This is a genomic window from Chryseobacterium sp. D764 (assembly GCF_019317325.1).
GTDB lineage: Bacteria > Bacteroidota > Bacteroidia > Flavobacteriales > Weeksellaceae > Chryseobacterium.
In genome coordinates this window covers 212,281-237,096 of sequence record NZ_CP079219.1, presented here as the reverse complement: position 1 = coordinate 237,096, position 24,816 = coordinate 212,281, and the positions used below count along the sequence as shown (strand labels likewise).

Sequence of the window (24,816 nt, the reverse complement as noted above, 5' to 3'; positions counted from 1 at the left end):
AATTATTTCATTGTAAAACTTAAAAATATTGCCCTACCCGAGAGCAGGGCAATATATAATTATAAAAAAACTAGTTGGATATGTTCTGGATAGTCTTTATCAAATACTATCCATTATCTTATATTAAAAATTCATGGTGTTTCTAAAATCAGTTTCTAAGAGAAGAAGGGTTATTTTTTAATAAACTTCAACCTTTCCGTAGTCTTTCCATCTGTAATTTCTGCTATATAAGCTCCAGATGTAAGCCCTGTTGTATTGATCGCTTTAGAATACTGAGCGGTAAGTACTTTTTGTCCTGCTGCGTTGTAAATGTTTACCGCCGTCATATTTTCTTTCAATGCCGGATTAAGCTGCAGCTGTAGAGATTCTTTTACCGGATTTTCTGCTATTTGTGTTACAATTTTGTTTCTTTTTACATCCTTAGTTCCCAAAAATGAAGTAGCGTAGATTCCCATTTCATCAATATTGATATTCTGGACATTATTTCCGCTTGCTTTTCTGTTTGACCACATTCCGATATAGATTTTCTTCCCTGCAAAAGCAGAAAGATCTACAAGGGATTCTACAAACTGGGTAAGATCAGCCGGAAAGGGATTGGCTGAGTCACCTACCTGTATTTTATAAATACTCTGAACATCATTTCCACTTGCATCTACGGTCATTGCCTGAAAATCTGATAATGTAGGAACTTCTTTCTGTGGTGTGCTTACATAGATAAAAAGTTCTCTGGCAACAATAGTATGAGTAGATCTCTGTCTCCCGATATAGGCAGCCAGAGTAACAGTTCCTGCAGTATTGGTAAGATCAATCTGAGGAGAAATAATCCAGTCATTTTCTGCCCCAAATCCTGTAACACTTCCACTTGGAACCAAACTGATAGAGTGACGAAGAACGCCGGCAGTTCCATATGCTAAGGATGTTCCGTTGTGATAGATATTCTGCCCCTGTACCCATCCGTTGCTATTGTTGTTCAAATCATGGAAAGTCCATCCCTGAAGGTCAGCAGGAGTATCAAAAGAATTTCCCCATACCAGAGACTGTGCTGCAGCCATGTGAGATAAAAACAGAACAGATGATAAAATTATTTTTTTCATAATGCTGATTATTAAGGTTTTTGAAGTAAAAGCAAGGAATCAGCATGTGCTGTTCCCTGCTTTTTTAAAGTTTTTATTATTCTACAATTGAGAAATTGTATTTTGTCCAAAGTCCCTGGAAGTTTCCACAGTTTCTTGGAGATACATTCCAACCACCTTCGTTGAAGAAAGGCTGGCTCATACCCCATAGAGATGCAGGAGTACCAGTCGCCAGGTTAGATGCAGGGATTCCTGCTGTTCCTGTACCTGTAACTGAAGTAGTAAATCCGTGGATCTGGATTGTGTTGTATGCTGAAGCTGAAGAAAGTTCAGAACCTGTACCTTCTACTTTAATACCCACAGGGTAACCTGTAACCACAGCGTTATTTAATGTTAATCTTCCGTGTCTTCTGATGTGGATACCGTTTTCATACAAAGCACCTTTAGTAGAGTTCTTAGAACCAACGATCGTAAGGTTGTTGATAACCGGGTGAGTCAACAATGATGTAGAAGAACCGTCTGCGTTGTTATCAAGCTCAATACCGTTAGAATCCGGGCTTGATCCGCTAAGACTGTGTGTAGAGTTGTAATCTGCCAAAGCAAGAGCACAAGTAATAGTTCCTGTATATCCGTTATCAAAATCGAAGTTATCATCATCCGCAGCGAAAGAAACAAGGTTTGAAGCGTTTACAGTACCACCGAAGAATTCAAAAGAGTCATCTTTTCCGAAAGATACCTGAATATGATCTAGAGTAGTTCCGTTTCCTACTCCTCCTAAAGTAAGTCCGTTGATTTCGTTTCCTGAGTTTGGAGCTAAAAGATCGAATCCTGCAAACTCAATACGTACATACTTCAATGTTCCTCCGTTGTGAGAAGCATTAGTACCTCCGTAATAGAAATCAGGACCAGATAATCCTTCAATTGTTTTTGTGAAAGGAGTGTTGGTAGGAGCATCTCCTAATATGATAACTCCTCCGAAATCACCAGGAGCAGCAGTTGTATCTTCATTTCCGTCCAGCAATTTGTAGCTTGTGAAGATGATTGGCTGTGCTTCAGTACCTGCTGCATTGATTTTTCCTGTTTTAGCAATTACCAAAACTCCTGTAGCAGTATTGCTTGTGTTTGGTTTAGCTTTAATGAATGTACCCGGCTGGATTGTTAATGTAGCACCATTTTTTACGGTTACAACTCCATCTAATTCAACTACACCGCTCCATGTAGTATTTGTAGTAATAGCACCACTTACGCTGGTTACCGGAAGAGCCGAAGCTGTAAGGTACTCAGCAGAAGTAGATTTCATTTCGAATGGAGATGATGAATCCGCCAGTTGATCGTTTTGACAAGCTGTAAGAGATAATGCTGCCACTGCAATTAGAGTTAGTCTTTTCATTGTTATAATTTTTAATAAATCCGGTCGTGTTATTTTATACCAGATCAGTTTTTTAATATTCAGGAATATCTGCCTCTCTATTCCTTCGATTTGGTTTTTAGAATTCATCCGTCACTGCAGGAGGAGCTGCATTGGGGAAGTTCCCATAGAAACCGTTAATACCTGGGAAAAGCCATTAACGCTCGGTTTTTTTCTGAACCGGTACTGCTGTGCGCTTCATCAGTATTCTTCCAGTCTTTGATCAGGTTACCGAAACCTGTACGGTGCTATCCTGAGCTCTTTTATATTATATATTTGGTGTCTTCTTTTTAAAAAGTATAATTCACACTTAGGCTGAACATTCTTCCGCTGTACGCCCGAAACATGATCTTATCAATATTTTTATCATACTTATCTGTTGCTCCCGGAAGAAGATCCCATGCTTCTCTTTCTGTACCAACGTTACTTCCTCCTCCATTTTTGGCAGCGAGATAAGAATTGAAGTTGTTATAATATTCCTTCACCCTGTTGAAGAGGTTTCTTACATTAAATTTCACTTCAAAGTTTCTGTTACGAAGGAATTTATAAGAAAGCTGTGCATCGGCTACAGCATAAGGACGCTGTATTTCCTCTCCTTTGTAAGCATATCCTACCGTGATGTACTGATCTCCTTTCGCGTTATACAAAAAGCTTAGTCCCAAACGGCTTCCATCATAGACCAATCCAAGGTTGTAGGCATAAGGAGTCTGTCCGTAAAGCGGTCGTTTCACTTCATACGTTTCATCATTATCACCTGTTTTATACAGGTCTTTAAAGGCCACTACTTTCGTATGGTTATAGGTAAAGTTTCCGCTTATGAAAAGCTTTTCCAGAAAAGTTCCGTCCGCAATAAAGCCTAAACTTTTTCTTACTTCGGCTTCCACTCCTATCAGCTTTGCATTTTTTGAATTTCCGTTGTATAAGAAAAGATTCCCTTCACTGGAAATATGCCCTTCACGTTCAATTGGCCTGTCTATATTTTTGTAATACAATCCTGCAGAAAATATCTCGCCTAGCCCCGGAAACCATTCAAATTTGAAATCATAATTATTAATGACTGAAGAACTCATTTCTGTATTGTAAATTAACCCATTGGCGATTGGATCAAAATAGGGCAATCCTGTTCTTTCATTAAACTGAGGGCGAATTACTGATTTATTATAAGCAAGTCTCAGGTTGATTTTATTGGTAGGACTGTATGTAAAATTCACAGAAGGCATCCATTGCCATGGTTTATCTTCTATCGCAGCTCTCATGATATACTTGGAATCTGAGGGATCCAGCTGTTGAGAAATCATATTGTACTTAAAATATTCTGCACGAAGCCCCCATACCAATCTTAACTTCTTCCAACGGTTGTCAAACATAACATATACGGCATGCTGATTAACTTCTCCTTCATATTTGTCATTTTTATAAAGTCCTCTGGTTTCCCAACCAATACCACCCGGAACATAATGGGAGCCATTAAACCAGTCAGCAAGCGAACCATACATCGTCAAATAGTTCTTCTCGCTATTCGGAACGTCCCGGTTTTCATCAACACGAAGGAAAAACTTCTGCTGTTGGTTGGTATTGTTTTTTATAGCTCCGGCATATCCGGTTTTAATAGTATTTTTAAAGCTTCCTGCGTCCATATCCCATTTCGCAGAAGCTCCATAGTTGTAGTCTGTTTCTCTGTTTTCAATATATCCTCTGTAGAAATCTGCTCCGGAATTATAGATCTTATGAAAGGCTAAGATTTCATTTCCGATAAAATCATACCGGGTAATATACTGTGTATAATCTTTGGTATCGGAAGAAACTCCTGTACGGGCTCCAAACCAACTGATCTCTGTATTTCCTATTTTATGGCTTCCTTCCAGCTTATTTTGCAAAAGGGTCTGAAAAATCGGGTAATTGGTATTATCGGTATAAGGTCTGTCTAATGTTTTGATCTGAGCCGGATCATTATTGGGAATAACTCCGTTATAAAAATAATTATAGGCTAATTCAGCATTGGCAGCCATTCCGCTCCCGGTTGAATATTCATTCCATCCTGTAACTCTTGTCAAAGTATTATCAAAAATATGGGTATATGAATTACGGAATGAAATTCTATTTTTTCCCAGCTGTAACCCGAAATTCAACATCCCAGCGAGCGTAGAATTATAATTGTAGGAAGCTCCGCTGTTTTTGAAATTGTAAAACGGAATCTGCCCATTGGCATCCGGCATTCCTGTTGTATCCAGCCAGTTTCCTCTTCCCGTATGGTCGATATCCAGTTTATTCTGTTCGTTTCTGATGACAAATGCTCCGGCAAATCCCCATTTATTATTGTTCCTCAGAGCGTAAGTTCTTCCCAGGGCCAGCTGTATATTAGATCCCATGTCACCTCTGGTTTTGTAGGTACTAAAATTATCATTGGTAAATTGTTTGGACTGTTCAAAAAATTTCGGATCCGTCCAGTTCATGGCTTCCAGTCCTTTGGGGAAATCCCTGCTTCCGTCATCATATCCAAAATAATCATACTTTCCCCGCTTGTGTGTCAGGAATTCTTTAAATGCCGACTGATCATTATAAGAAGTTCCCATTGTTACGGTTGTAAAATTTTCATTGGGAATATCTTTGGTTCTCACTTCTACATAACCTCCTGCAAAGCTGGCGTTCATATCGGGTGTTGCAGACTTACTCACCACTACACTTTCCACCATGGCTGTAGGAATGATGTCAAATGAGAAATTCTGATTATAAGCTTCCGTACTTGGGAGATTAATTCCGTCCATGGCTGCTGTATTCCATCGTTCACCCATAGATCTTACGACTACATATTTATTATCAATAGTGGTAATTCCCGTTACTCTTTTCAGAGTTCCTCCTACATCGCTGTCTGGTGTTTTGGAAATCTGTTCTGCTGAAATACCGTCACTCATCTGTGCCGCTTTTTTCTGTTGAGCAAGCAGTCCTGCCTGTGTATCTGCTTTACGGGCGGCGGTAATTACGACTTCTTTAATATCTGTGATTTTATCGGAAGCTTTGTTCAGGGCAAATGATACGGAACTCGTTTCTTTATTGATGACGGATAGTTTTTCAACTCTCAGCGTATTGTATTTTGGAGCTTTTATTGTAAGGTTATAGGTTCCCGAGGGAAGATCTACCGTAAAATCTCCGTTATTATCTGTTACTACAGTTTTCCGGGCTATAGTAATTTCAGCTCCGGTAATGGGATTTCCTACCTCATCCACTATTTTACCGGAAATACGCCCGTTTCCCAATACCGAAATGTTAGAATTTTCATATTTTATCGAAATAAGATCACCATGCAGACGATACACAACAGGAAGTCCATTGGTAATATCCTTCAGACAGTTGTTAACAGAAGTATTTTCACATTTTACTCCCTTTACCTTCAGCTCTTTAATATCTACTTTAGAATAGGCCAGTCTCATTCCTGTTTTTCCGGCAAATTCCTCCAAAACTTCAATCAACGGTTTGTTGGCAGGTACAGAAAATGTTACTTTCTGAACCAGCTCCTGTGCTTCTGCGGCTACAGTAAAAAATAAGGCTGCTATGGTAATCCCACATTTCAAACTTTTCATACTTAAAGTGTTCTCTTGATTATGATTATTTAATTTTTTGAGTAGTGTTTTATTTTTTCAGGATATAGGTGTTTTCTTTTTTCTGTACTTCCAATCCCAGGATGAAGGCCAGTGATTCAATATTTTCTCCTACCGTTCCTCCGGTAAAGTCAGCAGTTATCTTCTTGTCTTCAGCATCTTTAGGATATAATACTTTTGTGTTGTAGTTACTCTCAAGAACAGCTACCACTTCTTTTAAAGGAACGTCGTTAAAGCTTAAAGACAGTATTGCAGAAATTTTCTTGGCTGTATTTTTCACCGGACGTATTGAAATAACCGCTGTAGTACGCGCAATCCCGAAATTTGTCCATTTCTGATTCGGTTTAAGGAAAGAAACCGGAACTCCCGGAGAAGATACGGCCACCTTCCCTTCATAAAGATCAACCGCTTTTCTCTTTCCTGACTGTGAGATTTTAAATACAGTTCCCAAAACTTTAGTACTGAAACCATCAGCACGCACTACAAAAGGATGTATTTTTGACTTGGCTACGGAGAAGATTGCATCTCCTTTTAAATCCACAATTCTGGTAGAAGCAGGAAATGATTTTTCAACGGTAAGTTCCGCTCCTGGTAAAAGGGTAACCACAGACCCGTCTTCCAGATGAACAATACGGTTTTCTGATTTTGCAAGATAAACATCAGGCTTAATGAACATTGTATACGTAAAAATACCTCCCAACGACAAAAGCAGAATAATAACCGCTGCAATTTTATATAGATGTGTTTTAAACCTTTTTACAGAATGTATAGAAATATGATCTGTTTGAGGAAAATAATGCTCCAGTCCCGACAATACTCTTTCTCTGGATTCTTTTCTATGAACAGCATCCAGATCTTTTTCAGTACGGATTCTCCATTTTGTTAAAAGTTCTTTTTCCTTTTCAGAAATTGATTCTTCAGAAACTTCCCGTTCCCAAAGTTTGAAAACAAAGGCTTCAATATTTTTATATGTTAAACGATTTTTCATAAAGTCTTTCATGGTATTCACAGATACTTCTATCTATAAGACAGTGAAAATGAAAAACTTCCCCAGGGCATTCTTAACGTTATATTCACATTATGAGCAAATTGTTAATAATTTTCACCATTTTTCACATTTACCCAACATTAACCCACTATTTTGTTCCCGTTTTTCAGAAATATTTAATCTTACCACACCCAAAGTTCACAAAAAGTTAATTTTCCTTTAGGTAATTTTGCATCAACAATATGAGCCCAACAGACTATACATTATTAAAGAAAATAAAATCAGGCGACCGTCCTGCATTTATGCTGCTGTATGACCGATACTGGGATAGTCTATATAGCTTTGTCTTTGTACGGACCCGGGATAAGGAAATCGCTGAGGAAATCCTTCAGAACCTGTGGGTAAAGATTCTTGAGAATACAGATGTGATACAAACTGACGATTCAGAAAGTGCAAAAGGCTATCTTCTCCGCCATCTTCATTACCGTATCCTTGACTTTTATAACAGTTATAAAAAAGCTCCTCTCACGCTGAGTATTGACGAGTTTGATATCCCCAATGAATTTGAGATATCGGATACAGATTATTTTGAAATTCTTGAAGAAAATGAGATCAATGCTTTATTATCGATGATTGATGAAGTGGTTGCCCAGCTTCCTTCAACGGAACAGCAGGTATATGATATGAGAATCCGGAAAAACATGTCTGTTAATGAAACTGCAGAAGCATTGGGACTCAGCAATAAGACGGTAAGTAATAAATTAAGCAAAGCTTTGGGAGAAATCCGCGAACAGCTGAATCCGGAATATCAGTCGTCTAAGAAATTGGTCTCTATCCTGTTGCTGATGGAGATTTTGATGAGGTATTGAGAGGTGGGATTCATGATTCATAATTGCGTCAATCGTCAATTTGCTACGCAGGCAATGGTCAATTTTTATAGCACGTTTTAAAATTCACAGCGAAGCGGACTCACTATTCACCATTCATTATTTATTATTTACTATTCACTAAACACCGGCAATAAAGCATTGCTAAAGTTCAATATTTTAAAGTCGGCAAGATCAGAATCAATGCTTTCATCATTATTGGTGAAAACAATGGTCTGCATTCCTGCATCTTTTGCTGCTTTTAATCCTGAGTGGCTGTCTTCAATAGCAATGCAGTATTCAGGAGAAACACCAAGGTTTCTTGCAGAGGTAAGATATACCGCAGGATGAGGTTTGCCCTGGGTTTCAAATTCGGACGAATGGACGGTATCAAACAGATCACGAACCTGAAGTTTTTCAAGAACAATATGTGCCACACGCAAAGGGGCATTGGTTGCCAGCCCTATTTTATATTCTTTATTCTTAAGATGTCTGATAAACTCCTGTACACCGGACATTGTACAGTCTTTGGTCTGTATCATTTCAATCACTCTTGTGACTACTTTATTTTCCAGATCAGACGCATCAAAATTTTCCCATGGAAATCTTTCATACCAGAATTCTGTCACTTCCTGAGTGGTCATGTATTTGGTTTGTGCTGCAAGATCCTCTGTAACCTGTACTCCATAAGACGAAAATACATCAAGCTCTGCATGAGTCCAGAATTTTTCTGAATCTATCAGGACTCCATCCATATCAAATATTACTGCTTTTAAAGCCATTTTTTGAATGATAAATTAAATTACTGGCTGATTTTATAAACACAGCGCTGCCCGCCGGAAACAATATGATCTACTCTTTCAACCGTATATTCTTTCCCGATCAACGACTGGAAATTGGATAACTCAGCACGGCAGAACCCTTGACATTCTGTTGCTGCAGCACATATCGGGCAATGGTTTTCGATCAGTAAGTAATCTTTCCCTTCTTTTTTCCATTCTGCCATATATCCTTCTTCACTACGTACTTTTGCCAGGGATTCAAGGCGTTGTTCCAGAGATTTTGCCTTAGAAAGTACTTTTTCATATCGTTCATGAGTATTCTTCTCACGATCACTGATTAATAAATCCAGGGCATTTTCACCTAAAAGATTTTTCACTGATTTCAGAATCTGAACGGTTACATCTGCATGAGTATCGGGAAACTGAGCCAATCCTTTTTCTGTAAGAGTATAGTAAGCAGATGGGCGTCCTACCCCTTCGCTCTTCACCGAAGACCGGATCAATCCTTCCTGAGCAAGATTCAGTAAATGTTTTCTTGCCCCTTCTTTTGTAATCGACAATTCTTCAGCAATAAGAAGTGATGTAACTTCACCTCTCATCTTTAAAAACATCAGAATACGATCAGCAGCCGGCTTCTTCATTTGACAATATTTAGGTTGTTTTATTTTTCAACAACAAATATAGTCATTTTCTATAACCTCCAAAAACAACAGACAAACCAAACATTTACAACCAGTTATATTTTGAAAGCGCACATCCAATTAAACAACTATAAAGTTGTTTAATTAAAATATATTTTTACCTTTGTCAAACAACAATCAAAAAAATAAATACGATGAACCCATTTACATTACCACAGTTACCTTATGCTTATGATGTTTTGGAACCTTTTATAGATAAAGAAACAATGACCATTCATCACCAGCGCCATCACCAGGCCTATGTTGATAATCTGAATGCAGCCCTGGCACAAACCAGTGAAATCAATCCCGATCTTGATTCTTTACTGCAAAGGATAAGTGAATACAGCCCTGCTGTAAGAAATAACGGCGGAGGACATTACAATCACTCTTTATTCTGGGAAATTCTTTCACCTCAACCCAAACTTAATCCTGAAGGTGCACTTAATGATGCTGTCATTGCTACTTTTGAAAGTCTTGAGAACCTTAAAGCAGAAATGAAAAAAACAGGTCTGTCACAATTCGGGTCCGGATGGGTATGGCTTTTTGTAAAATTCAATGGATCTCTGGCTATCAGTTCCACACCTAATCAGGATAACCCAATGATGGATGTTCTTTCGATGAACAGAGGCTTCCCTATTCTTGGAATAGATGTGTGGGAACATGCTTATTATCTGAACTATCAGAATAAAAGGGCAGATTATCTGGATTCTTTCTGGTCTGTTCTGGATTGGTCTGCTGTGGAGAAAAAATATGAAGAGGCTTTATCAAAAGTAAGATAATTAACATCAAATATAATAAACTATGACTGAGGAAACTTTTATCAATAAAGCAAAGGCTTCAGGCATTATTGCTCTTGACCTTTCAGACTACAAGCCTACAACGGAAATTGTAGAACTGGATATTAAAGATCATCTTTTTATGGGAATGATTGTCAAGGAGAAAGAATTTAAAGAATCAATTGCTGCGGTGGATTTTTCTGTCTATAACGAAAAAGCAGTAGGAATCATCTGTTCTACGGATGCCATTATCCCGCCATGGGCCTATATGCTGATCATGGAAAAACTATCTCCTTATGCTTCTTATGTTGATTTAAACAGTGCAGAAACGGTTCTGCTCGACCTCTGGAAACGCCGTCTCATTTATGCAGACCTGAAGCATTACAGAAATCAGAAAGTAGTTGTCCGTGCGAGCACCCATCATGATCCTGCGCTCTATTTATTAGCTGCTGGACTTCTGAAACCGTTAGTTAAAACACTGATGTATGGTGAGATAGGTTTACCCAAAGTAATTTTTAAACAATAAAAAATGAAAGCAATCATATTCAATGGGTCTTTGGAAAGAAGAACACAATCTACTTCCGGACTGATTTCCGACTATTTTTCAGAACGTCTGAAAATGTTGGGAATTCAGACTGACATTTTCACCCTTGCGGATTCCGGCATTCCGCTATTTGATGTCACGCTTACTAAAACTCCTTTAGCAGTAGAACGTATGACCCAAATGTTTACCAATGCCGATCTGCACATCTGGCTGACTCCGCTTTACCATGGAAGTATTCCGGGAGTGATGAAAAATTGCCTGGACTGGCTTGAAATGACTGCCAACAGGCATGAACCTTATCTTACCGATAAAACAGTTGGGTTAGTATGCTGGGCTGATGGTCTGCAGGCAATGCAGGGAATCAATGCTATGGATTCAATTGCCAAGTCATTGCGTGCCTGGCCATTGCCATTCAGTGTCCCTATTGTCAGGTCATCATTATTTGATCCTGAACATTCAACTGAAATTTCGGATTTTTATTCCGGTAAGTTTGATAAGCTGATCAGCATCGCAACAACTAAAAAAATAGAAAGCCTGAATTCTTCAACATTCATACTACCAAAAGATTAGCTTCCAGATGCCCTTTACAATGCAGATGCATGGACTGCCGGTAGAAATTGCTGCAGATTAATGATTTAAAAATAAAAATTAGCACACTTTATGCTGCTTATTTTCAAAAGAACAGTGTTGAACTGCTGTAATTAAGTTTAGCAGGGATTTCTGAATCGTCCGACGTTGCAGAAATCCCTTTTAAAAACCCTCTAAACATACACAATATGGCTATAAAAATAACGGATGCCTGTATCAACTGTGGAGCCTGCGAACCCGAATGCCCCAACTCAGCCATTTATGAAGGCGCTATCGACTGGCGCTGGAAAGACAAAACAAAGCTTTCAGGGCATATTACATTTCCTGACGGAACAGAAGGAGATGCTGATGCTTACAATGAGGCTGTTTCGGATGAAGTTTATTATATTGTCTCCGGAAAATGTACGGAATGTAAAGGTTTTCATGAGGAACCACAATGTAAAGCTGTATGTCCTGTAGACTGCTGTATAGATGATCCTGATCATCGGGAAACAGAGGAAGTACTATTGGACCGGCAAAAATTCATGCATAGTGCTTAAATTTCTATCTTTTATATTTAATTTCAATAAAGGGCGGGCTAAAACCCACCCTTTTATATTTCTTTTCCTGTCTTAGCACAAACTTATTTTGCTTTAATCCCAGTGTAGATTTTTTGGGTAAAAGGAGTTTCGATACCAAGTTCAGCTCCATATTTTAAGACAGCTCCGGCAAATAATTCCAATTCGTTATCTTTCTTTCCTGAGTTAACATCAAGCTGTAAAGATGTGGGTGTTTCAAAAGGAAATGTAGAAGCTTTCTCGAAAGTTGCACTGATAATGTCTTCCTGCAAATCAATTCCTTTTTTAGCTGCGATCAGCTTTATTTCTTTCATAATTTCAGCGGCTTCGTTTCTCTGCTGTTCATCAGTACATACAGCTCCTATAGATGAATTATACTTAGCTGTTACCAATCCGAAACTGGCAATGAAAATAAATTTCGTCCAGATATCCGTTAATGAATTGTCTTTAAAATCAAAATCAATTTTACTTTCGCTCAAAAGATCGGTAATCCACTCTACAGAGGTAGAAAAATGCTCAGGATCTCTTCCCACAATCATTTTCCCGGCTTTTCCTTTATGCTCCACGGTTCCTCTTTCCTTAATATGAGAAGCTACATAGATGCAGGTTGGAAGAACTGTATGTTCAGGAATTATTTTGCGTATTCTGTCATAGATATCTGCACCGTTCATCATCGGAAGTAAGACTGTATTTTCATTGATGACTGGCAGTAACTGTTTACACACGTTTTCAAGATCGTATTCTTTTACGCAGATCAGTACCAGATCAGGATTTTCAATCTCCCTGATGTTCTGTACAATTGTATCAGGATGAGTCTGCGGATTAGCATGTTCAGGAGACAGCAAAGTCAATCCGTTATCTTTTACTTTCTCATAAGTTTCTCCACGGGCAACAAAGGAAACGGTATATTTCCGGGAAATTTCATTAGCCTGATTTATTTTAAATCCAAAATAACCGCCTACACCTCCCAATCCTACTACGACAATATGTTTTTTGTTCATGAATAATTTTTAAACAAAGATCAGTGATCATTTCTGAACTATCACTTGACAAATGAAAAGAAATTACAGTTTGTGAATATCCCTTCTGATCCGGCTCAGTGAGCTGTCTTTAATTCCTAAATAAGAAGCAATTACCTTCAAAGGGACATGCTGAAAAATATCGGGATCTTTCTTCATCAGATTGAAATATCTTGTGGAAGCTTTCTGACTTGCCATTTCTATCAGTCTGTCATGAATATTATAGTAATTCAGGACAAAAAGAAGCCTGCTGAACTCCCTGAATTCAGGAATATTATGAAAATTATCCTGTACATTTTCCAATCCTGTTTCCCAGAAAACACAGTCAGTCACCGTCTGGTATATTTCTTTGGCAGGCTGCTGCCTGAAGAAAGACAGAAAATCATTCACAAAGCAAGGAGCTGTATAGATATTAGTTGTAATCTCCTCATTATCTTCATTCAGTATATATGAACGTACATAGCCTTTTTCCAGAAAGTATGTTTTGGTACTGATGGCATCTTTATCCAGCAAAACAGTATTTGCTTTTAATTCAAAATGGATAAATTTTTCTGTGATCTTTTCAACCACCTCCGCTTTGATACTGAATAAGGAATGAAAGTAGGTGTTAAGTAATGATTTGTCCATGAGAATAAGAGCTGTTATACATTTATTTTTGAAATCTTTCCGAAACAAAAATAAGATTTAAAAACCATTGAAGTAAAGCACAAATCTTTTAATTCTAAAATATTATCCTATAAACTTTTACTATTTTTATCTTTAATTTGCTGAAAACTTTAGGCTTTATTTTGATCCTGTACAATGAAGAATATCTTGCTGATATATAACAAATTTTGTAATTTCATTCATTAAACCCAGTCTGCCACAGACTATATTATGGACAATGACTTCAATTATAATTTCATCGAACCTGATGAAGAGATCGCGGATTTTGTTGAAAATCTGGGAACTTTTCAGAATCTTTCAGATGAGGCTAAAGAAGTCGTGATTATTCCTGACGGAAGAATTGATTTATTTTTTTCACAGTCTGCCTCAGAACCTTTTCATATTACCCTTCTCGGACTGGAAACTTATCCTGAACAAAGATATATTGCTCCTCAGACAATTGCTTTTGTTGTCAGTTTCAAACCTCTTGCAGTTGAATATATTTTAAATACCTCCATTGCAGATCTATTGAATATAGGAAAAGAACTTTCTCCCGATTTCTGGAATTTTAAAGCAGATGATTTAAATGATTTTTCCAGCTGTTGTACAAAAGCAATTCAAAAAATAAAAGAACTGCTTCCTTCAAAGGTAGATGAAAGAAAACGCAGACTTTTCGACCTGGTTTATACTTCAAAGGGTGAAATGAGCGTGCAGGAACTTTCTGAAAAAACAGGCTGGAGCAGCAGACAGATTAACCGTTATTTTACCAAACAGCTCGGTTTATCATTAAAAGCCTACTCTACTATTTTACGTTTCAGAGCATCTTTGGAACACATTGCACAGGGAAGACTCTTTCCCGAACTCAATTATACTGATCAAAACCATTTCATCAAAGAAGTGAAGAAATTTTCAGGAGTTGCTCCCAAAGAATTATCTAAAAATAAAAACGACCGATTTGTACTATTATCAGTGTTAAAAGGAAAATAAATTTGCATTGTAAAATTTAAATTAACAATGCTGATAGACAATAAATCAATAGCAATCGTTGGCGGCGGTCCCGCAGGACTTACACTGGCAAGACTTTTACAGTTGAAAGGTGCAGACGTAAAAGTATATGAAAGAGATTTCAATAAAAATGCACGGGTACAGGGTTCCCCTCTTGATATGCATGAAGATTCAGGACTGGCAGCCATACGCAAAGCTGAGCTGCTGGAGGAATTTAAGAAGACTTTCCGACCGGGAGCAGACAAAACCCTGATCATGAATGAACAGGCTCAAATATTTTTCAATGATCATGAGACGAAACCTGAAGAAGATTTTGGCGAAGAACATTTCCGCCCTGAAATAGACCGCGGGCCTTTAAGGAATATGCTTTTAGAATCATTACATCCTGAAACCGTAGTCTGGGACAGTCATTTCCTCACGATGGAGCGTAAGAATGAAGGATGGCTTCTGCATTTCAAAAACGGAACTTCAGAATATGCAGATCTTGTTATTGCCGGTGATGGAGCCAATTCTAAAATACGGCCTTATCTTACTGATATTAAACCTGTTTATTCCGGAATCATCATGCTGGAAGGCAATGTTTCAAAAGAAAATGCACCTCAGATTGATGCTATGATTAAAGGTGGGAAAATAATGGCATTTGGAAATACCAAAAATATCTTATTAGGTCAGAAAGGCAATGGAGACCTGGGATTTTATGCAAGCTTTAAAGCTGATGAAAACTGGCCTGCTGACAGCGGTCTTGATTATTCTGATCATGCACAGATGCTAAAATGGTTCAAAACAGAATATTCCGGATGGAATCCTATCTGGGATGAGTTGTTTGAAAATGCTGTAACGCCGTTTATTCCGCGCCTGATCTACTCTATGCCTTCAGATCAAACCTGGGAAGCACAACCCAATCTGACACTGATTGGTGACGCTGCCCACGTAATGCCTCCGTTTGCAGGAGAAGGCGCTAATATGGCCATGCTGGATGCCCTTGAACTGAGCGAATATTTAACAAATAACAGCTACAGCACATTACAGGAAGCAATTTCCGGCTATGAACATCATATGCGTAAAAGAGCGGCTATTGCCACACAGGAATCTCTTGAAAACGGAGAACGGATGCATTCTGAAAAGTCACTAACAACCATGCTGGATTTCTTTAATGGTCATCTTACTTCATTATAAACAAAAGGCTGCCTCAACCAGAGACAGCCTTTTTCAGTTAAATAAACTTTTTTTCTCTCCGCTTTTTTAGATCCTGATGCAGAGATTCATGTGTGTTATTTCTTGATTAACTTAGTATTGTAAGTATTCTTCTCATCTTTTATAGTGATCACATACATTCCTTTTACCAAAGAAGCAACGTTGATTTTACCTTCAATTTTACCTTCCTGAACTAATCTTCCGTCTGCACTGTAGATTTTGTAATCTGCTTTACCTTTAAGATTTTTCACTTCTACAAATGTATCTGCAGGGTTAGGATAAATAGATACCTCTGAAGATTTTGTGTCTATAGCCTCTCTCACAGCAAGAGCACCAGCAGTAATTTTAACAGGAAGATCCAAAATACCACCCGCATTGCTTGCCAGTTCACCACAAGTATCAGTAAGAGCTGCAGTTGAATATTTACCAACAATTCTCATTCTTAATAATTTATCTCCTGTATATGATGTGGCTGGAACCGTAAAGTTATGATCTCCAAAATTTACAAGCCCTTTCGGAGCACCACCTGATATACTGCTTACTCTCTCAGTAGCTTCAAATACTCCGTTTCTGTTATAATCAATCCAAACAGAGACATTTTCATTTGCAGCAGCAAGTAAGTTTACAACAGCAGGCTTTAGTGTATAAGAACTCCCCTGAACAAGATTCACTATTTTAGAAGGATCCTCGCTTAAATCTATATATGATCTTGCAACCCCATTAAAGTAATCCAAATTCGCTACTTTAACAGATACAATTCCGGCAAAGTAAGGTGACCCTGAATTCAATATACAGTAATCAACTCCTGTCTTTAAACCTTTTGTTTTAAATGTATAATTATTAGAAAAAGCCCCGGCAGCAGAGTTCACTACAGCTGCAACCTGTACTTCATAATTTGTTTCGTCTTCTAAGTTATTTAATACTAATGAATTTGCCGGGCTCACTGCATTGGACCAGTTTACAGTTCCTGCTTTTCTATAATTAACAGAATAGGTAGCTCCCGGAACACTGTTCCAAGATACCCTCGCTGTTGTTTTGAAAATCTCAGTATCTATAGTGGAAAGACCTGTAGGTGCTGACGTAGGAGATGTAGGTGCACTGCCCACAGTAATGGCAGGAGATACTGCGTAAAAAACGTTTCCTACAGCTGATATTCTTAATTTTACAGCTCCATTTATATTAGCCGGCATTTGTGCACTAAAACTTCCGGTATTAGGAGTTGCAGCAACAAGGTTCGTCCAGCTGGCTCCATTATTTGTAGTATAATCTATTTTTACGCTCGCTGTATTATAAGGTGCAGCATTCGTATTGGCAACATCCCAATAAATTGTGCCTACAGCATCATTATACAACACTGAAGATGCAGTAAGCCCATTGAATTTGAATGGACCATCATTCCCAACTGTTACTGTAGTTGTTGAGGTTGAAACCATTGGGCGCTGAGCGTTCAGATCTCTTACCGTTACAGCATAATTCAATGTTCGAGGAATATATGATACAGTTTCCCATCCCTGCTTATCTGTAAGTATTCCGTTCATCACAGTCTCCAGCTTAGGAAAATATCTTCTTCCATTTGGTGTACCAGGAACTGATCTCGTTAAGGCTCCTTTGGGATTATACCCCCATCCGCTATCTCCTGAAATGGTAGAAAAATCATCTGTAGTATCATTCTGCTCCCAAGTATAGTTTACAGCATCATTTTCAGCATCTGCAGCAGAAGCTTCAAGATAATAAGCCGTTCCTTTAGGAATGTTATACGCTGACAATGGATTAATTGCCGGAGCTGTATTATTAATAATATTTTGAGATGCTCCACATGTAGATTTATTTTCTAAATTGGTCAGTACCTGATCAATGGATTTGTAATGAAAATATCCATCTGCGTTTGCCTGTACATTATCATAGGTAATCCCTGCATATCCCATGATTGTTGTTCCTCCTCCCGGTTCTACATTCGCTCCCTGAAGAGCATCTGTAACAGAAGTATTTGAAAATGTATGATTAGCTCCCAGCTGGTGTCCCATTTCATGTGCTGCGGTAAAGTCAAAAACTTCACCAGCAGGTACAGGTCCCTGGGTATAAGCTGATCCTTTTTTAATTTCTGTATTATTGGCAGGATCTGTACAGACAATCCCAATTCCACCGGCATTTCCACTTCTTTCTGCATTTTGATGAAGAACGTGCCCAATATCGTAGTTGGCATTTCCTACTGCAGAAGTAAGGGTCTGCTGTAACTGAAGATTTAAATTATCTGTATAAGGATCAGATGCAGCATCAAGATATATAATCTGTGGAAGGTTCTGAACTGTTAAATGAGCACCAAAATCTCTTTCAAAAACACCATTTATACGGGTCATGGTATTGTTCATTGCTGCCAAAACAACTCCTTTTTTCACATCATCTGTTGCGTTGGCAGGAGTTCCCGCTGCGGTCAATTGATATTGGCTGTATTCTCCGGTAACGGATAATGCCATTCTAAAATTTCTGTATTTTGTATTGGTAGGTCTGCTTGTAATTCCCACTCCGGAAAGCATTTTTTTACCATTTTCTACCAGCTTATTCATATTTTTAAAATCATACTCCCCGGTATCACATTTAAAACCATGCTCCCCTGTTTCTTTTGATTTATAAAATACACCGTAAGTTTGTTTATCCGTACTTATGGGTTCTATAAATTGGAATACACCATCTTTGATAATCATAGACTGCATGTCAGTAGGGGATGTACTGAATCTTAAATACTTAGAAGAATCATCCACACCAATTCCCACATAGGATCCCAGCTGATATTTGTCTACAAGCGATTTATCCATTACAGGATTGCTATAGACAGCAAATTTTTCAATCTTTCCTTCTGCTGTTGGTAAAGAAATAATAACAGGACGTGCATTCTTTCCCGTTTCTTCAGCATTTTTCAGCATTTCTCTCAGGGACTTCAGATCAACTCTGTAAGACTGCTGCACTTCTACACCTTCTCTTATCTGCAAAGATTTCTGAGAAACAGATTCCCATCTCTGAGCATTGAAAACTGTAAAACAAGACGCTAATGCGCAAACAAATAAAATTCTTTTTTTCATAAAGCTCTATTAAAGTTATTTTGGAGGAGTATATTGTGATTTTTATTGAAAGGATTATCCGGCTTCTGCCTTCAAAGACACTGATAATCATTATCATAAATTCAATAAAACAAAACATATCATGTGATATTCACAACTAAACCCGTTGCAAAACTTACATTTTCTGAATAAAAAACAAAAAAAAACGATACTACACAGATACAACATGATTATAAATAATTATATTTCAAGGATTTACACTTTAATTCTAATTATTTATTTAATCCACAAAGATTTTGAAAAGGTGAAATTATTTGAGAGTTCTTATCAAGATACTGATAAAAAAACATGGAAAATCAGGGCTAAAAAACATTGTCAAAGAGTTTATTATTTTAAAATACAGGCTAAAAAACGAACTGCTTTAAAGTTGCTGGTCCTTTTTTCTAAAATAAATCCACAAATCCAACATAAAATACAATAACTTAACTATCAGTTATTTAAAAATACAAATATGTGATGTAGTATTCATGTAGTATAGCTTTTTTTCTTGTTTTCATTAAAAATTTTCATATTTGAACAGAGAAACCACAAAAAAATTCAAGTGGTGAAAAGAGAATATTTTCGAGTACTGTCTGACATGATAAATCAGACAGTTTTTTTTGAAATTATTTCAAGGTATCAAAGAAATGATAAATATCTGTTTCTCCAGGAATATTCAGTTTCTTTCTTATTCTGTATTTTTTCTGCTGCACACTTCTGTGCTGAACCAAAGTATAATTTGCAATTTCTTTGGATGTAAAATGCAGTTTCAGCATCGCACAAAAAATCAATTCAGAACTTTCAAGGCCGGGATTAATTGTTAAAAGCTGATCTATAAATTCAGGATAAACTTCTTTAAAACGATTCAGAAATTCAGGATCATTCTTCTTACCAAGTTCTATGATCTCTTCCTGCTTGTTGTCATTCATTCTGATTTTCAGATTTTCGGCTTCTATTGTAAGTACTTCTTTTCTTTTTCCAAGGGCTCTGATAATTCTCCATGCATATAATCCCAGCAGAGAAAGACCTACCAATGATAAAAAGAAAATCCAGTATATTTTACTTTTATGATGGGCTGCATCCTGTTGGGCTCCGGTAATGAAAGATTCCATATCCTGATTGATCGTGGCCGCTAAAGATGTATTGGTTTTATAATAAGCTTCTGTATATGCTTTCAAATAAAGGTATGCTTTTTCTTTATCTCCTGTACGTTCATACAACATCCTGAGATCGTTATAGATATATTTACCATAGTAGGCATAGATACGTTTGGTCTTTTCATTGATTTTCAAAGCCTTCTTAAGAGTTTCTTCTGCCTTATCATACTGTTTGTTGGTAAGAAAATATTCTCCCATAATAGTATTGGCATACAGGGCAATTCCGTCTTCCTTCCCTCTTATATTAGCTTTATTATAAGCAGTAGCAACGTATTTGTATGCAGAATCTTTATTCTTATGCATATAAACGTAATCACCTATTGCACAATCGGTAAGACCTGTATTATCCATTTTTTTTGCCCTGTGAAAGTATTCAAGTGCTCTTTCATAATCCTTTTTTTGGATAAAATAAATGGCCTGTCTGAAATAAATACTGAAAAGAAGATCATTTTTAAGTTCAGATTGACCGCTTTTCTGGATCAGGCTCATCGCTTCATTATTATATTGAAAAGCTTTGTCAACCCGTCGGAGTTCTAAATTGAACCTGCCGTAAACATTATAAAATCTGGCTTTGTGTATATTATCTTCTGAATGATCCAGGATTTCTTTTGCGTTATCGAAAAGAATCTGAGATTTCTGAAAATTTTCTAATGAAATATTAAGCTCTGCCAGATTGATGTAGCACAGCGCTTTTCCGTCTGCATAATTTATTTTATCAGCCAGTTTGTAATACCTTTTATTGAGATTGATCAGAGAGTCATATTCTCCGGCCACTCTGAATTTCTCATTCTGCTTCAGAAGAGAAACATCAAATTTCTTTTCAGCCTCCTTTTTTGAATAAGAATGGCATGAAACTAAAATAATAAGTAAAACAGCAAGAAAAATACGTGTCATATGTTTCTTTATTTAAGCTAAATTTCTGTATAAATTATGATTAAAAATGATCTCTCAGAATAAATTGCACTCTATTCTTTTCTCCAATGGTGCTTCTACTGAGATTAACAATAAAATCTTTTATAAAACAGAATCAGACACCTTTTATTGTGATGAATTTCTTTATTCTGTTAAGTTTTCAAAAAAGTCATAAATATCCGTTTCTCCATGAATATTCAATCTTTTTCTGATTCTGTATTTTTTCTGCTGTACGGATCTATGCTGTACAAAGGTATAATCTGCTATTTCTTTGGAAGAAAAGCGTAGTTTCAACATAGCACAGAAAGTCAGTTCTGAATTTTCAAGATCAGGATTGATTTTCAAAAGTGCTTTTATAAAATCAGGATACAGTTCTTTGAATTTTAATAAAAAAGAAGAATCATTCCGTTTGGCAAGTTCTGTTACTTCTTCCAACTGCTTAGTTTCCACATTGTTTTTCAACTCATTCGTTTCTTCTTTTAAGGAATTCTTCTTTAGCTTTAACTTATTAATTATCTTCCGTACATATACTCCTGAAAAGGTAAAAACAGCGATAGAAAGGGCAATAAATAACGGAAGATCATTTTTATGCCAGTCCGACTCCTGCTTTACTTCAGAAATAAAATCCTCGGTCGCCTTATTCATCGCGGTAAATCTTGCAGCATCAAATCTGCCTTCTTCTTCCATATATTTTTTCAGATAGAAATAAGCTTTCCCGCCGTCATTCTTTTTCTTATACAGGTCTGCCAGTGCCTTATAAACCTCTTTTATATGTGAAGAATAAGTACGTCTCGTTTTAATATTGATGTCCAGAGCTTTTCTAAGTGCTTTCTCAGCCTGCTCACTGTTATTTATTTCATTATAGTAGTATCCCATCGTATAATAAACCCATAGGGATTCTACATCAGTTGTCTTTTGGCTTAGCATTTTCTCATCTGCCTCCTCAATATATATTCCTGCAGAATCTGGCTTATGAACAAATAAATAATATTGGGCGACCATACAATTGCTGTAGGCCGAGTTTTCCAGTACATTCGCTTTGGTGAAACATTTTAAAGAAGTTCCGAACCACCCTTTCCAGGCATAGTAAATTCCTTTGTTCACGTACAGTCTTGGAAGAAGTTTTCGGGCAAGACTAGTTTTTGCAGCCTGTTTTAAAAAATAAAATGCTTTATTATTACATTCAATAGCCTTGTCATTTATTTTAAGATGAGAATAATACAGGCTATAGTCATTATAGAATGCTGCTTTATGATAATTATTCTCAGAGTTTTTCAGATCTTTCTCTGCTTTGTTGAAAAAAAAGCGGGCTTTATCATAATTTCCTGCCGAGACATTCACACCTGCCATATTCAGATAGCAAAGACCTTTTCCGGCTTTATATTTCATTTTCGCAGCCTTTTTCAGATATTTTATATTCAGCCGGATAAAAGCTTCATACTCCCCTGACAACTGAAGGTCTGAAGTCTGGTTTAATAGAGAAGTATCAAAATTTTCTCTTTCCTTATCCTGAGAATCATGGCTGCACGAAAGCATACATAAAAATAACCCTATACAGATTGTACAGGCTATTATTTTTTTTATATCCTTTGAATGTATTTTTTTATTCTTAAGAATGATTAGATTAATTCTTTCCATCAGCACCACTTTTCCCTATATCTACCTATACATATTTCATTAAAATATGTTGATAAACTTCTACTATTATTTTACTATTTTCCCCAATAAGTGTTATAAATATACATAATTTATCATGCTTATTATGAAATAAGCCGTTAATTTTGCAAAAATGTAACATTTAAATAAAGTACCAAATTTTCCCCTTAAACAAACATTTTTTAAGCTTTCCGGACTGCTCTATAAACTTTTCCGCTCAAAAAATGATTGCTTTTGTTTATAATAAGACTAACTGAAGTGAAATTTGTTACAAATACATCGTTTAGTTTAAAAATTTTAATACAATTGTTGAAATTCAACCGGGCATACTAAAAGAAGTTCAGAATAATCTATATACTTGTACCCGGATATTAATGAAAATGATTACCCTACTGACTATGATAAATATTAGCTATCGAAAACTTATCTCTGGAGAAAGTAAAATGTACCGGGCCATCCGCCTGGAAAGTCTGGAAAAATTCCCTGAATCTTTTGGAGCAACCTATCAGGAAGCCCTGAGTATTGAAAAATTTCGGATAGAAAGCGATATTGAAGAACAAACACCGGAAAGATTTGTATATGGAGCTTTTGCACAGCAGGAACTCGTGGGTATCTGTACTTTTGTTAAAAATGAAGATAGCACCGGAAGTATTTACCAGATGTATGTAAAAAGAGAGTTTCAAGGAAAAAATATAGGTCAGGGACTGATTGAGGCCGTTATTGCCGAGGCCTGTCAAAAATTTAATGGCATTGAAATCATTCTAGAGGTTATTCCCGGAAATGACAAGGCTTACAATCTGTACCGGAAAATAGGGTTTCACGAAATACCTAATACTCTTTCTGAAGAAATCAGTATGAAATATATTCCCGGATAAGAATATTTTATTTTTAATAGTAAATCTTAATGAGGAGAAGTTTATTGTCCTGATCCCTCTTCTGTCCGTTGCTCGAAAATCATCGATCAATTAATCGAATACTACTCAGCTTTAAAAGCAAGAAACGCCATGTAAAAGTTATCATTTTTACATGGCGTTTCTGTTTGGCCTCAATTCATTCTTTATTGTATGTCTTAATAGCTGAATGTCCTGTTTATGTGAGGTAGGTCACACAATCCATTGTCAAACTCTACCGAATTTTGCTCTATGATTTTCCGGTATCCCAATTCATCAGATTACAAGTGACTGGATAAAAATTACAATAATTAATTTCTAAAAATGAAAAAAACAAATTACTTTATAACTCTGCTTTGCACCGTTGCATTTCTAAACACCAACCATACTCATGCTCAAAGTTTATCCAATAATGAATGGGGAGATATCTATCCAGAAAATATCAAATGGTCAGCATTTCCAGCGTTTCCACCTGAAGCCCGTCTTGCTGTACTGATAGGAGATCCGAAAAAGGCAGAACCCTATGTAGTTCGGGTAAGAGTACCTTCTGACGTGGTACTGCTTCCGCACAAGCATCCTGAAAACAGAATATATACAGTCATAAGCGGTGTATTTTATATTGGTATAGGCGAAAAGTTCGATGCTGCTAAATTAAAGGCTTATCCATCGGGAAGTGTTGTGGTACTTCCTGGAAATACACCGCATTTTCATTGGGCAAAATCAGGAAGTTATGAAACACAGGTCAGCGCCTTTGGGCCTTTGGGAATAAGCTATATGAATCCTTCGGATGATCCCAGAAATAAAGGAAAATGAATTATTAAAATGAATTAAAATATAATTAACATGGAAAATAAACCCATTATTGTTGATTCAAGCTTTTCTGCTGTGATCAACGCACCGATTGAAAAAATCAACCTTCCGGAATGGTGCTTTACCCTTCCGGAACACGAATATCAGGCATGTTCCCCTGCTCACATTGCGGCAGGCGTTACGACCTCTACTGAGGGTAAAAGAATGTCTATTAATGTAGAAATACTTGGAGGAAATCCAATGGTACAGCATTATATAGAAACCGTGTCCGAGCCCACACACCTTATCCTGGAGTCTGTTTCGGATGTTTTTACCCCTACCGGCCGTGTTACTATCCTTGTACACTGGGAAATGAGTGTAAGAAAGATAGATGATAATACTTGTGAATTTACCAACAGAGTCCTATCAAGACCTACTGATGATTTCCTTAAAGGACTGGAAAAGCAGGGAATCCCATTTGAACTTTTTAAAACCCAACGACAGCCAGTTTCTATATATCACAATCAAAGCGAGACGCCTTTGTTTGCAAAAAGTATTGAAAGACATGCATTGAGATAAAATTAATCTTATAT

21 protein-coding genes are annotated in these 24,816 nt (G+C 37.0%); 10 read left to right on the top strand and 11 right to left on the bottom strand.

What is annotated here, in order from left to right; genetic code table 11:
- Positions 1-170: 170 nt before the first annotated feature.
- The 4 genes from KYG33_RS01065 to KYG33_RS01050 all read right to left on the bottom strand — a co-directional run bounded on the left by KYG33_RS01065 (position 171) and on the right by KYG33_RS01050 (position 7,065).
- Positions 171-1,094: a T9SS-dependent choice-of-anchor J family protein gene (locus KYG33_RS01065; RefSeq protein ID WP_077414665.1), complete on the bottom strand. Its 924-nt coding sequence runs from the start codon at positions 1,092-1,094 to the stop codon at positions 171-173.
- A 76-nt stretch (positions 1,095-1,170) separates the two neighbouring features.
- Positions 1,171-2,463 (bottom strand): hypothetical protein, encoded by a 1,293-nt coding sequence (locus tag KYG33_RS01060; protein WP_180565602.1) that lies wholly within the window; start codon positions 2,461-2,463, stop codon positions 1,171-1,173.
- Positions 2,464-2,771: 308 nt separating this feature from the next.
- Positions 2,772-6,059, bottom strand: coding sequence for a TonB-dependent receptor (locus tag KYG33_RS01055; RefSeq protein WP_219072511.1), 3,288 nt, complete (start codon positions 6,057-6,059; stop codon positions 2,772-2,774).
- A gap of 49 nt (positions 6,060-6,108) precedes the next feature.
- Positions 6,109-7,065, bottom strand: coding sequence for a FecR family protein (locus KYG33_RS01050; RefSeq protein ID WP_257468878.1), 957 nt, complete (start codon positions 7,063-7,065; stop codon positions 6,109-6,111).
- A 242-nt stretch (positions 7,066-7,307) separates the two neighbouring features.
- Between KYG33_RS01050 and KYG33_RS01045 the strand changes: the two genes are divergently transcribed.
- On the top strand, positions 7,308-7,934 hold the full coding sequence (locus KYG33_RS01045) for an RNA polymerase sigma factor (protein ID WP_219072509.1): 627 nt from the start codon (positions 7,308-7,310) through the stop codon (positions 7,932-7,934).
- 131 nt (positions 7,935-8,065) lie between these two features.
- On the opposite strand, the gene hxpB is transcribed toward KYG33_RS01045, so the two are convergent.
- Together hxpB and KYG33_RS01035 are read right to left on the bottom strand one after the other, a co-directional pair.
- On the bottom strand, positions 8,066-8,713 hold the full coding sequence (gene hxpB, locus KYG33_RS01040) for a hexitol phosphatase HxpB (RefSeq protein WP_219072508.1): 648 nt from the start codon (positions 8,711-8,713) through the stop codon (positions 8,066-8,068).
- 20 nt (positions 8,714-8,733) lie between these two features.
- Complete coding sequence (locus KYG33_RS01035) at positions 8,734-9,354, bottom strand: helix-turn-helix transcriptional regulator (protein WP_219072507.1); 621 nt, start codon at positions 9,352-9,354, stop codon at positions 8,734-8,736.
- Between the two features lie 194 nt (positions 9,355-9,548).
- Here KYG33_RS01035 and KYG33_RS01030 point away from each other — a divergent pair, with 194 nt between their 5' ends.
- The 4 genes from KYG33_RS01030 to KYG33_RS01015 all read left to right on the top strand — a co-directional run bounded on the left by KYG33_RS01030 (position 9,549) and on the right by KYG33_RS01015 (position 11,843).
- Positions 9,549-10,175 carry a superoxide dismutase gene (locus tag KYG33_RS01030; RefSeq protein ID WP_077414677.1) on the top strand — a complete coding sequence of 209 codons (627 nt, stop codon included), beginning with the start codon at positions 9,549-9,551 and terminating at the stop codon, positions 10,173-10,175.
- A 22-nt stretch (positions 10,176-10,197) separates the two neighbouring features.
- Positions 10,198-10,698 (top strand): DUF2480 family protein, encoded by a 501-nt coding sequence (locus KYG33_RS01025; protein WP_077414679.1) that lies wholly within the window; start codon positions 10,198-10,200, stop codon positions 10,696-10,698.
- Positions 10,699-10,701: 3 nt separating this feature from the next.
- Positions 10,702-11,286: an NADPH-dependent FMN reductase gene (locus KYG33_RS01020; RefSeq protein ID WP_180565598.1), complete on the top strand. Its 585-nt coding sequence runs from the start codon at positions 10,702-10,704 to the stop codon at positions 11,284-11,286.
- 206 nt (positions 11,287-11,492) lie between these two features.
- Positions 11,493-11,843, top strand: coding sequence for a 4Fe-4S dicluster domain-containing protein (locus KYG33_RS01015; RefSeq protein ID WP_077414683.1), 351 nt, complete (start codon positions 11,493-11,495; stop codon positions 11,841-11,843).
- An 83-nt stretch (positions 11,844-11,926) separates the two neighbouring features.
- On the opposite strand, the gene KYG33_RS01010 is transcribed toward KYG33_RS01015, so the two are convergent.
- Together KYG33_RS01010 and KYG33_RS01005 are read right to left on the bottom strand one after the other, a co-directional pair.
- Complete coding sequence (locus KYG33_RS01010) at positions 11,927-12,862, bottom strand: ketopantoate reductase family protein (RefSeq protein WP_077414685.1); 936 nt, start codon at positions 12,860-12,862, stop codon at positions 11,927-11,929.
- 63 nt (positions 12,863-12,925) lie between these two features.
- Positions 12,926-13,507, bottom strand: coding sequence for a Crp/Fnr family transcriptional regulator (locus KYG33_RS01005; RefSeq protein ID WP_219072506.1), 582 nt, complete (start codon positions 13,505-13,507; stop codon positions 12,926-12,928).
- 249 nt (positions 13,508-13,756) lie between these two features.
- On the opposite strand from KYG33_RS01005, the gene KYG33_RS01000 reads away from it, so the two are divergent.
- Both KYG33_RS01000 and KYG33_RS00995 read left to right on the top strand, forming a co-directional pair.
- Positions 13,757-14,512 carry a helix-turn-helix domain-containing protein gene (locus KYG33_RS01000; protein ID WP_219072505.1) on the top strand — a complete coding sequence of 252 codons (756 nt, stop codon included), beginning with the start codon at positions 13,757-13,759 and terminating at the stop codon, positions 14,510-14,512.
- 27 nt (positions 14,513-14,539) lie between these two features.
- Positions 14,540-15,706: an FAD-dependent oxidoreductase gene (locus KYG33_RS00995; protein WP_077414690.1), complete on the top strand. Its 1,167-nt coding sequence runs from the start codon at positions 14,540-14,542 to the stop codon at positions 15,704-15,706.
- Between the two features lie 95 nt (positions 15,707-15,801).
- On the opposite strand, the gene KYG33_RS00990 is transcribed toward KYG33_RS00995, so the two are convergent.
- The 3 genes from KYG33_RS00990 to KYG33_RS00980 all read right to left on the bottom strand — a co-directional run bounded on the left by KYG33_RS00990 (position 15,802) and on the right by KYG33_RS00980 (position 22,526).
- Positions 15,802-18,801, bottom strand: a complete 3,000-nt coding sequence (locus KYG33_RS00990) for a reprolysin-like metallopeptidase (protein WP_219072504.1) — start codon at positions 18,799-18,801, stop codon at positions 15,802-15,804.
- 644 nt (positions 18,802-19,445) lie between these two features.
- Positions 19,446-20,870 (bottom strand): tetratricopeptide repeat protein, encoded by a 1,425-nt coding sequence (locus KYG33_RS00985; protein ID WP_077414696.1) that lies wholly within the window; start codon positions 20,868-20,870, stop codon positions 19,446-19,448.
- A 162-nt stretch (positions 20,871-21,032) separates the two neighbouring features.
- Positions 21,033-22,526, bottom strand: coding sequence for a tetratricopeptide repeat protein (locus KYG33_RS00980; RefSeq protein ID WP_180565593.1), 1,494 nt, complete (start codon positions 22,524-22,526; stop codon positions 21,033-21,035).
- 416 nt (positions 22,527-22,942) lie between these two features.
- Between KYG33_RS00980 and KYG33_RS00975 the strand changes: the two genes are divergently transcribed.
- The 3 genes from KYG33_RS00975 to KYG33_RS00965 all read left to right on the top strand — a co-directional run bounded on the left by KYG33_RS00975 (position 22,943) and on the right by KYG33_RS00965 (position 24,802).
- Positions 22,943-23,419 carry a GNAT family N-acetyltransferase gene (locus KYG33_RS00975; RefSeq protein WP_232539084.1) on the top strand — a complete coding sequence of 159 codons (477 nt, stop codon included), beginning with the start codon at positions 22,943-22,945 and terminating at the stop codon, positions 23,417-23,419.
- A 339-nt stretch (positions 23,420-23,758) separates the two neighbouring features.
- Positions 23,759-24,247 carry a cupin domain-containing protein gene (locus KYG33_RS00970; RefSeq protein WP_198424149.1) on the top strand — a complete coding sequence of 163 codons (489 nt, stop codon included), beginning with the start codon at positions 23,759-23,761 and terminating at the stop codon, positions 24,245-24,247.
- 30 nt (positions 24,248-24,277) lie between these two features.
- Complete coding sequence (locus KYG33_RS00965) at positions 24,278-24,802, top strand: hypothetical protein (RefSeq protein WP_077414700.1); 525 nt, start codon at positions 24,278-24,280, stop codon at positions 24,800-24,802.
- The last annotated feature ends 14 nt before the right edge of the window (positions 24,803-24,816 follow it).

What these genes read in the sequence shown, in the direction of transcription:
- KYG33_RS01030 (WP_077414677.1), top strand. Translation starts at nt 9,549, where the DNA reads ATGAACCCATTTACATTACCACAGTTACCTTATGCTTATGATGTTTTG.
- KYG33_RS00965 (WP_077414700.1), top strand. Translation starts at nt 24,278, where the DNA reads ATGGAAAATAAACCCATTATTGTTGATTCAAGCTTTTCTGCTGTGATC.
- KYG33_RS01050 (WP_257468878.1), bottom strand. Translation starts at nt 7,065, where the DNA reads ATGAAAAATCGTTTAACATATAAAAATATTGAAGCCTTTGTTTTCAAA.
- KYG33_RS00990 (WP_219072504.1), bottom strand. Translation starts at nt 18,801, where the DNA reads ATGAAAAAAAGAATTTTATTTGTTTGCGCATTAGCGTCTTGTTTTACA.
- KYG33_RS01035 (WP_219072507.1), bottom strand. Translation starts at nt 9,354, where the DNA reads ATGAAGAAGCCGGCTGCTGATCGTATTCTGATGTTTTTAAAGATGAGA.
- KYG33_RS01010 (WP_077414685.1), bottom strand. Translation starts at nt 12,862, where the DNA reads ATGAACAAAAAACATATTGTCGTAGTAGGATTGGGAGGTGTAGGCGGT.
- KYG33_RS00980 (WP_180565593.1), bottom strand. Translation starts at nt 22,526, where the DNA reads ATGGAAAGAATTAATCTAATCATTCTTAAGAATAAAAAAATACATTCA.
- KYG33_RS00995 (WP_077414690.1), top strand. Translation starts at nt 14,540, where the DNA reads ATGCTGATAGACAATAAATCAATAGCAATCGTTGGCGGCGGTCCCGCA.
- KYG33_RS01005 (WP_219072506.1), bottom strand. Translation starts at nt 13,507, where the DNA reads ATGGACAAATCATTACTTAACACCTACTTTCATTCCTTATTCAGTATC.
- KYG33_RS00975 (WP_232539084.1), top strand. Translation starts at nt 22,943, where the DNA reads ATGATAAATATTAGCTATCGAAAACTTATCTCTGGAGAAAGTAAAATG.
- hxpB (WP_219072508.1), bottom strand. Translation starts at nt 8,713, where the DNA reads ATGGCTTTAAAAGCAGTAATATTTGATATGGATGGAGTCCTGATAGAT.
- KYG33_RS01020 (WP_180565598.1), top strand. Translation starts at nt 10,702, where the DNA reads ATGAAAGCAATCATATTCAATGGGTCTTTGGAAAGAAGAACACAATCT.
- KYG33_RS01055 (WP_219072511.1), bottom strand. Translation starts at nt 6,059, where the DNA reads ATGAAAAGTTTGAAATGTGGGATTACCATAGCAGCCTTATTTTTTACT.
- KYG33_RS01000 (WP_219072505.1), top strand. Translation starts at nt 13,757, where the DNA reads ATGGACAATGACTTCAATTATAATTTCATCGAACCTGATGAAGAGATC.
- KYG33_RS00970 (WP_198424149.1), top strand. Translation starts at nt 23,759, where the DNA reads ATGAAAAAAACAAATTACTTTATAACTCTGCTTTGCACCGTTGCATTT.
- KYG33_RS01065 (WP_077414665.1), bottom strand. Translation starts at nt 1,094, where the DNA reads ATGAAAAAAATAATTTTATCATCTGTTCTGTTTTTATCTCACATGGCT.
- KYG33_RS01015 (WP_077414683.1), top strand. Translation starts at nt 11,493, where the DNA reads ATGGCTATAAAAATAACGGATGCCTGTATCAACTGTGGAGCCTGCGAA.
- KYG33_RS00985 (WP_077414696.1), bottom strand. Translation starts at nt 20,870, where the DNA reads ATGACACGTATTTTTCTTGCTGTTTTACTTATTATTTTAGTTTCATGC.
- KYG33_RS01045 (WP_219072509.1), top strand. Translation starts at nt 7,308, where the DNA reads ATGAGCCCAACAGACTATACATTATTAAAGAAAATAAAATCAGGCGAC.
- KYG33_RS01025 (WP_077414679.1), top strand. Translation starts at nt 10,198, where the DNA reads ATGACTGAGGAAACTTTTATCAATAAAGCAAAGGCTTCAGGCATTATT.
- KYG33_RS01060 (WP_180565602.1), bottom strand. Translation starts at nt 2,463, where the DNA reads ATGAAAAGACTAACTCTAATTGCAGTGGCAGCATTATCTCTTACAGCT.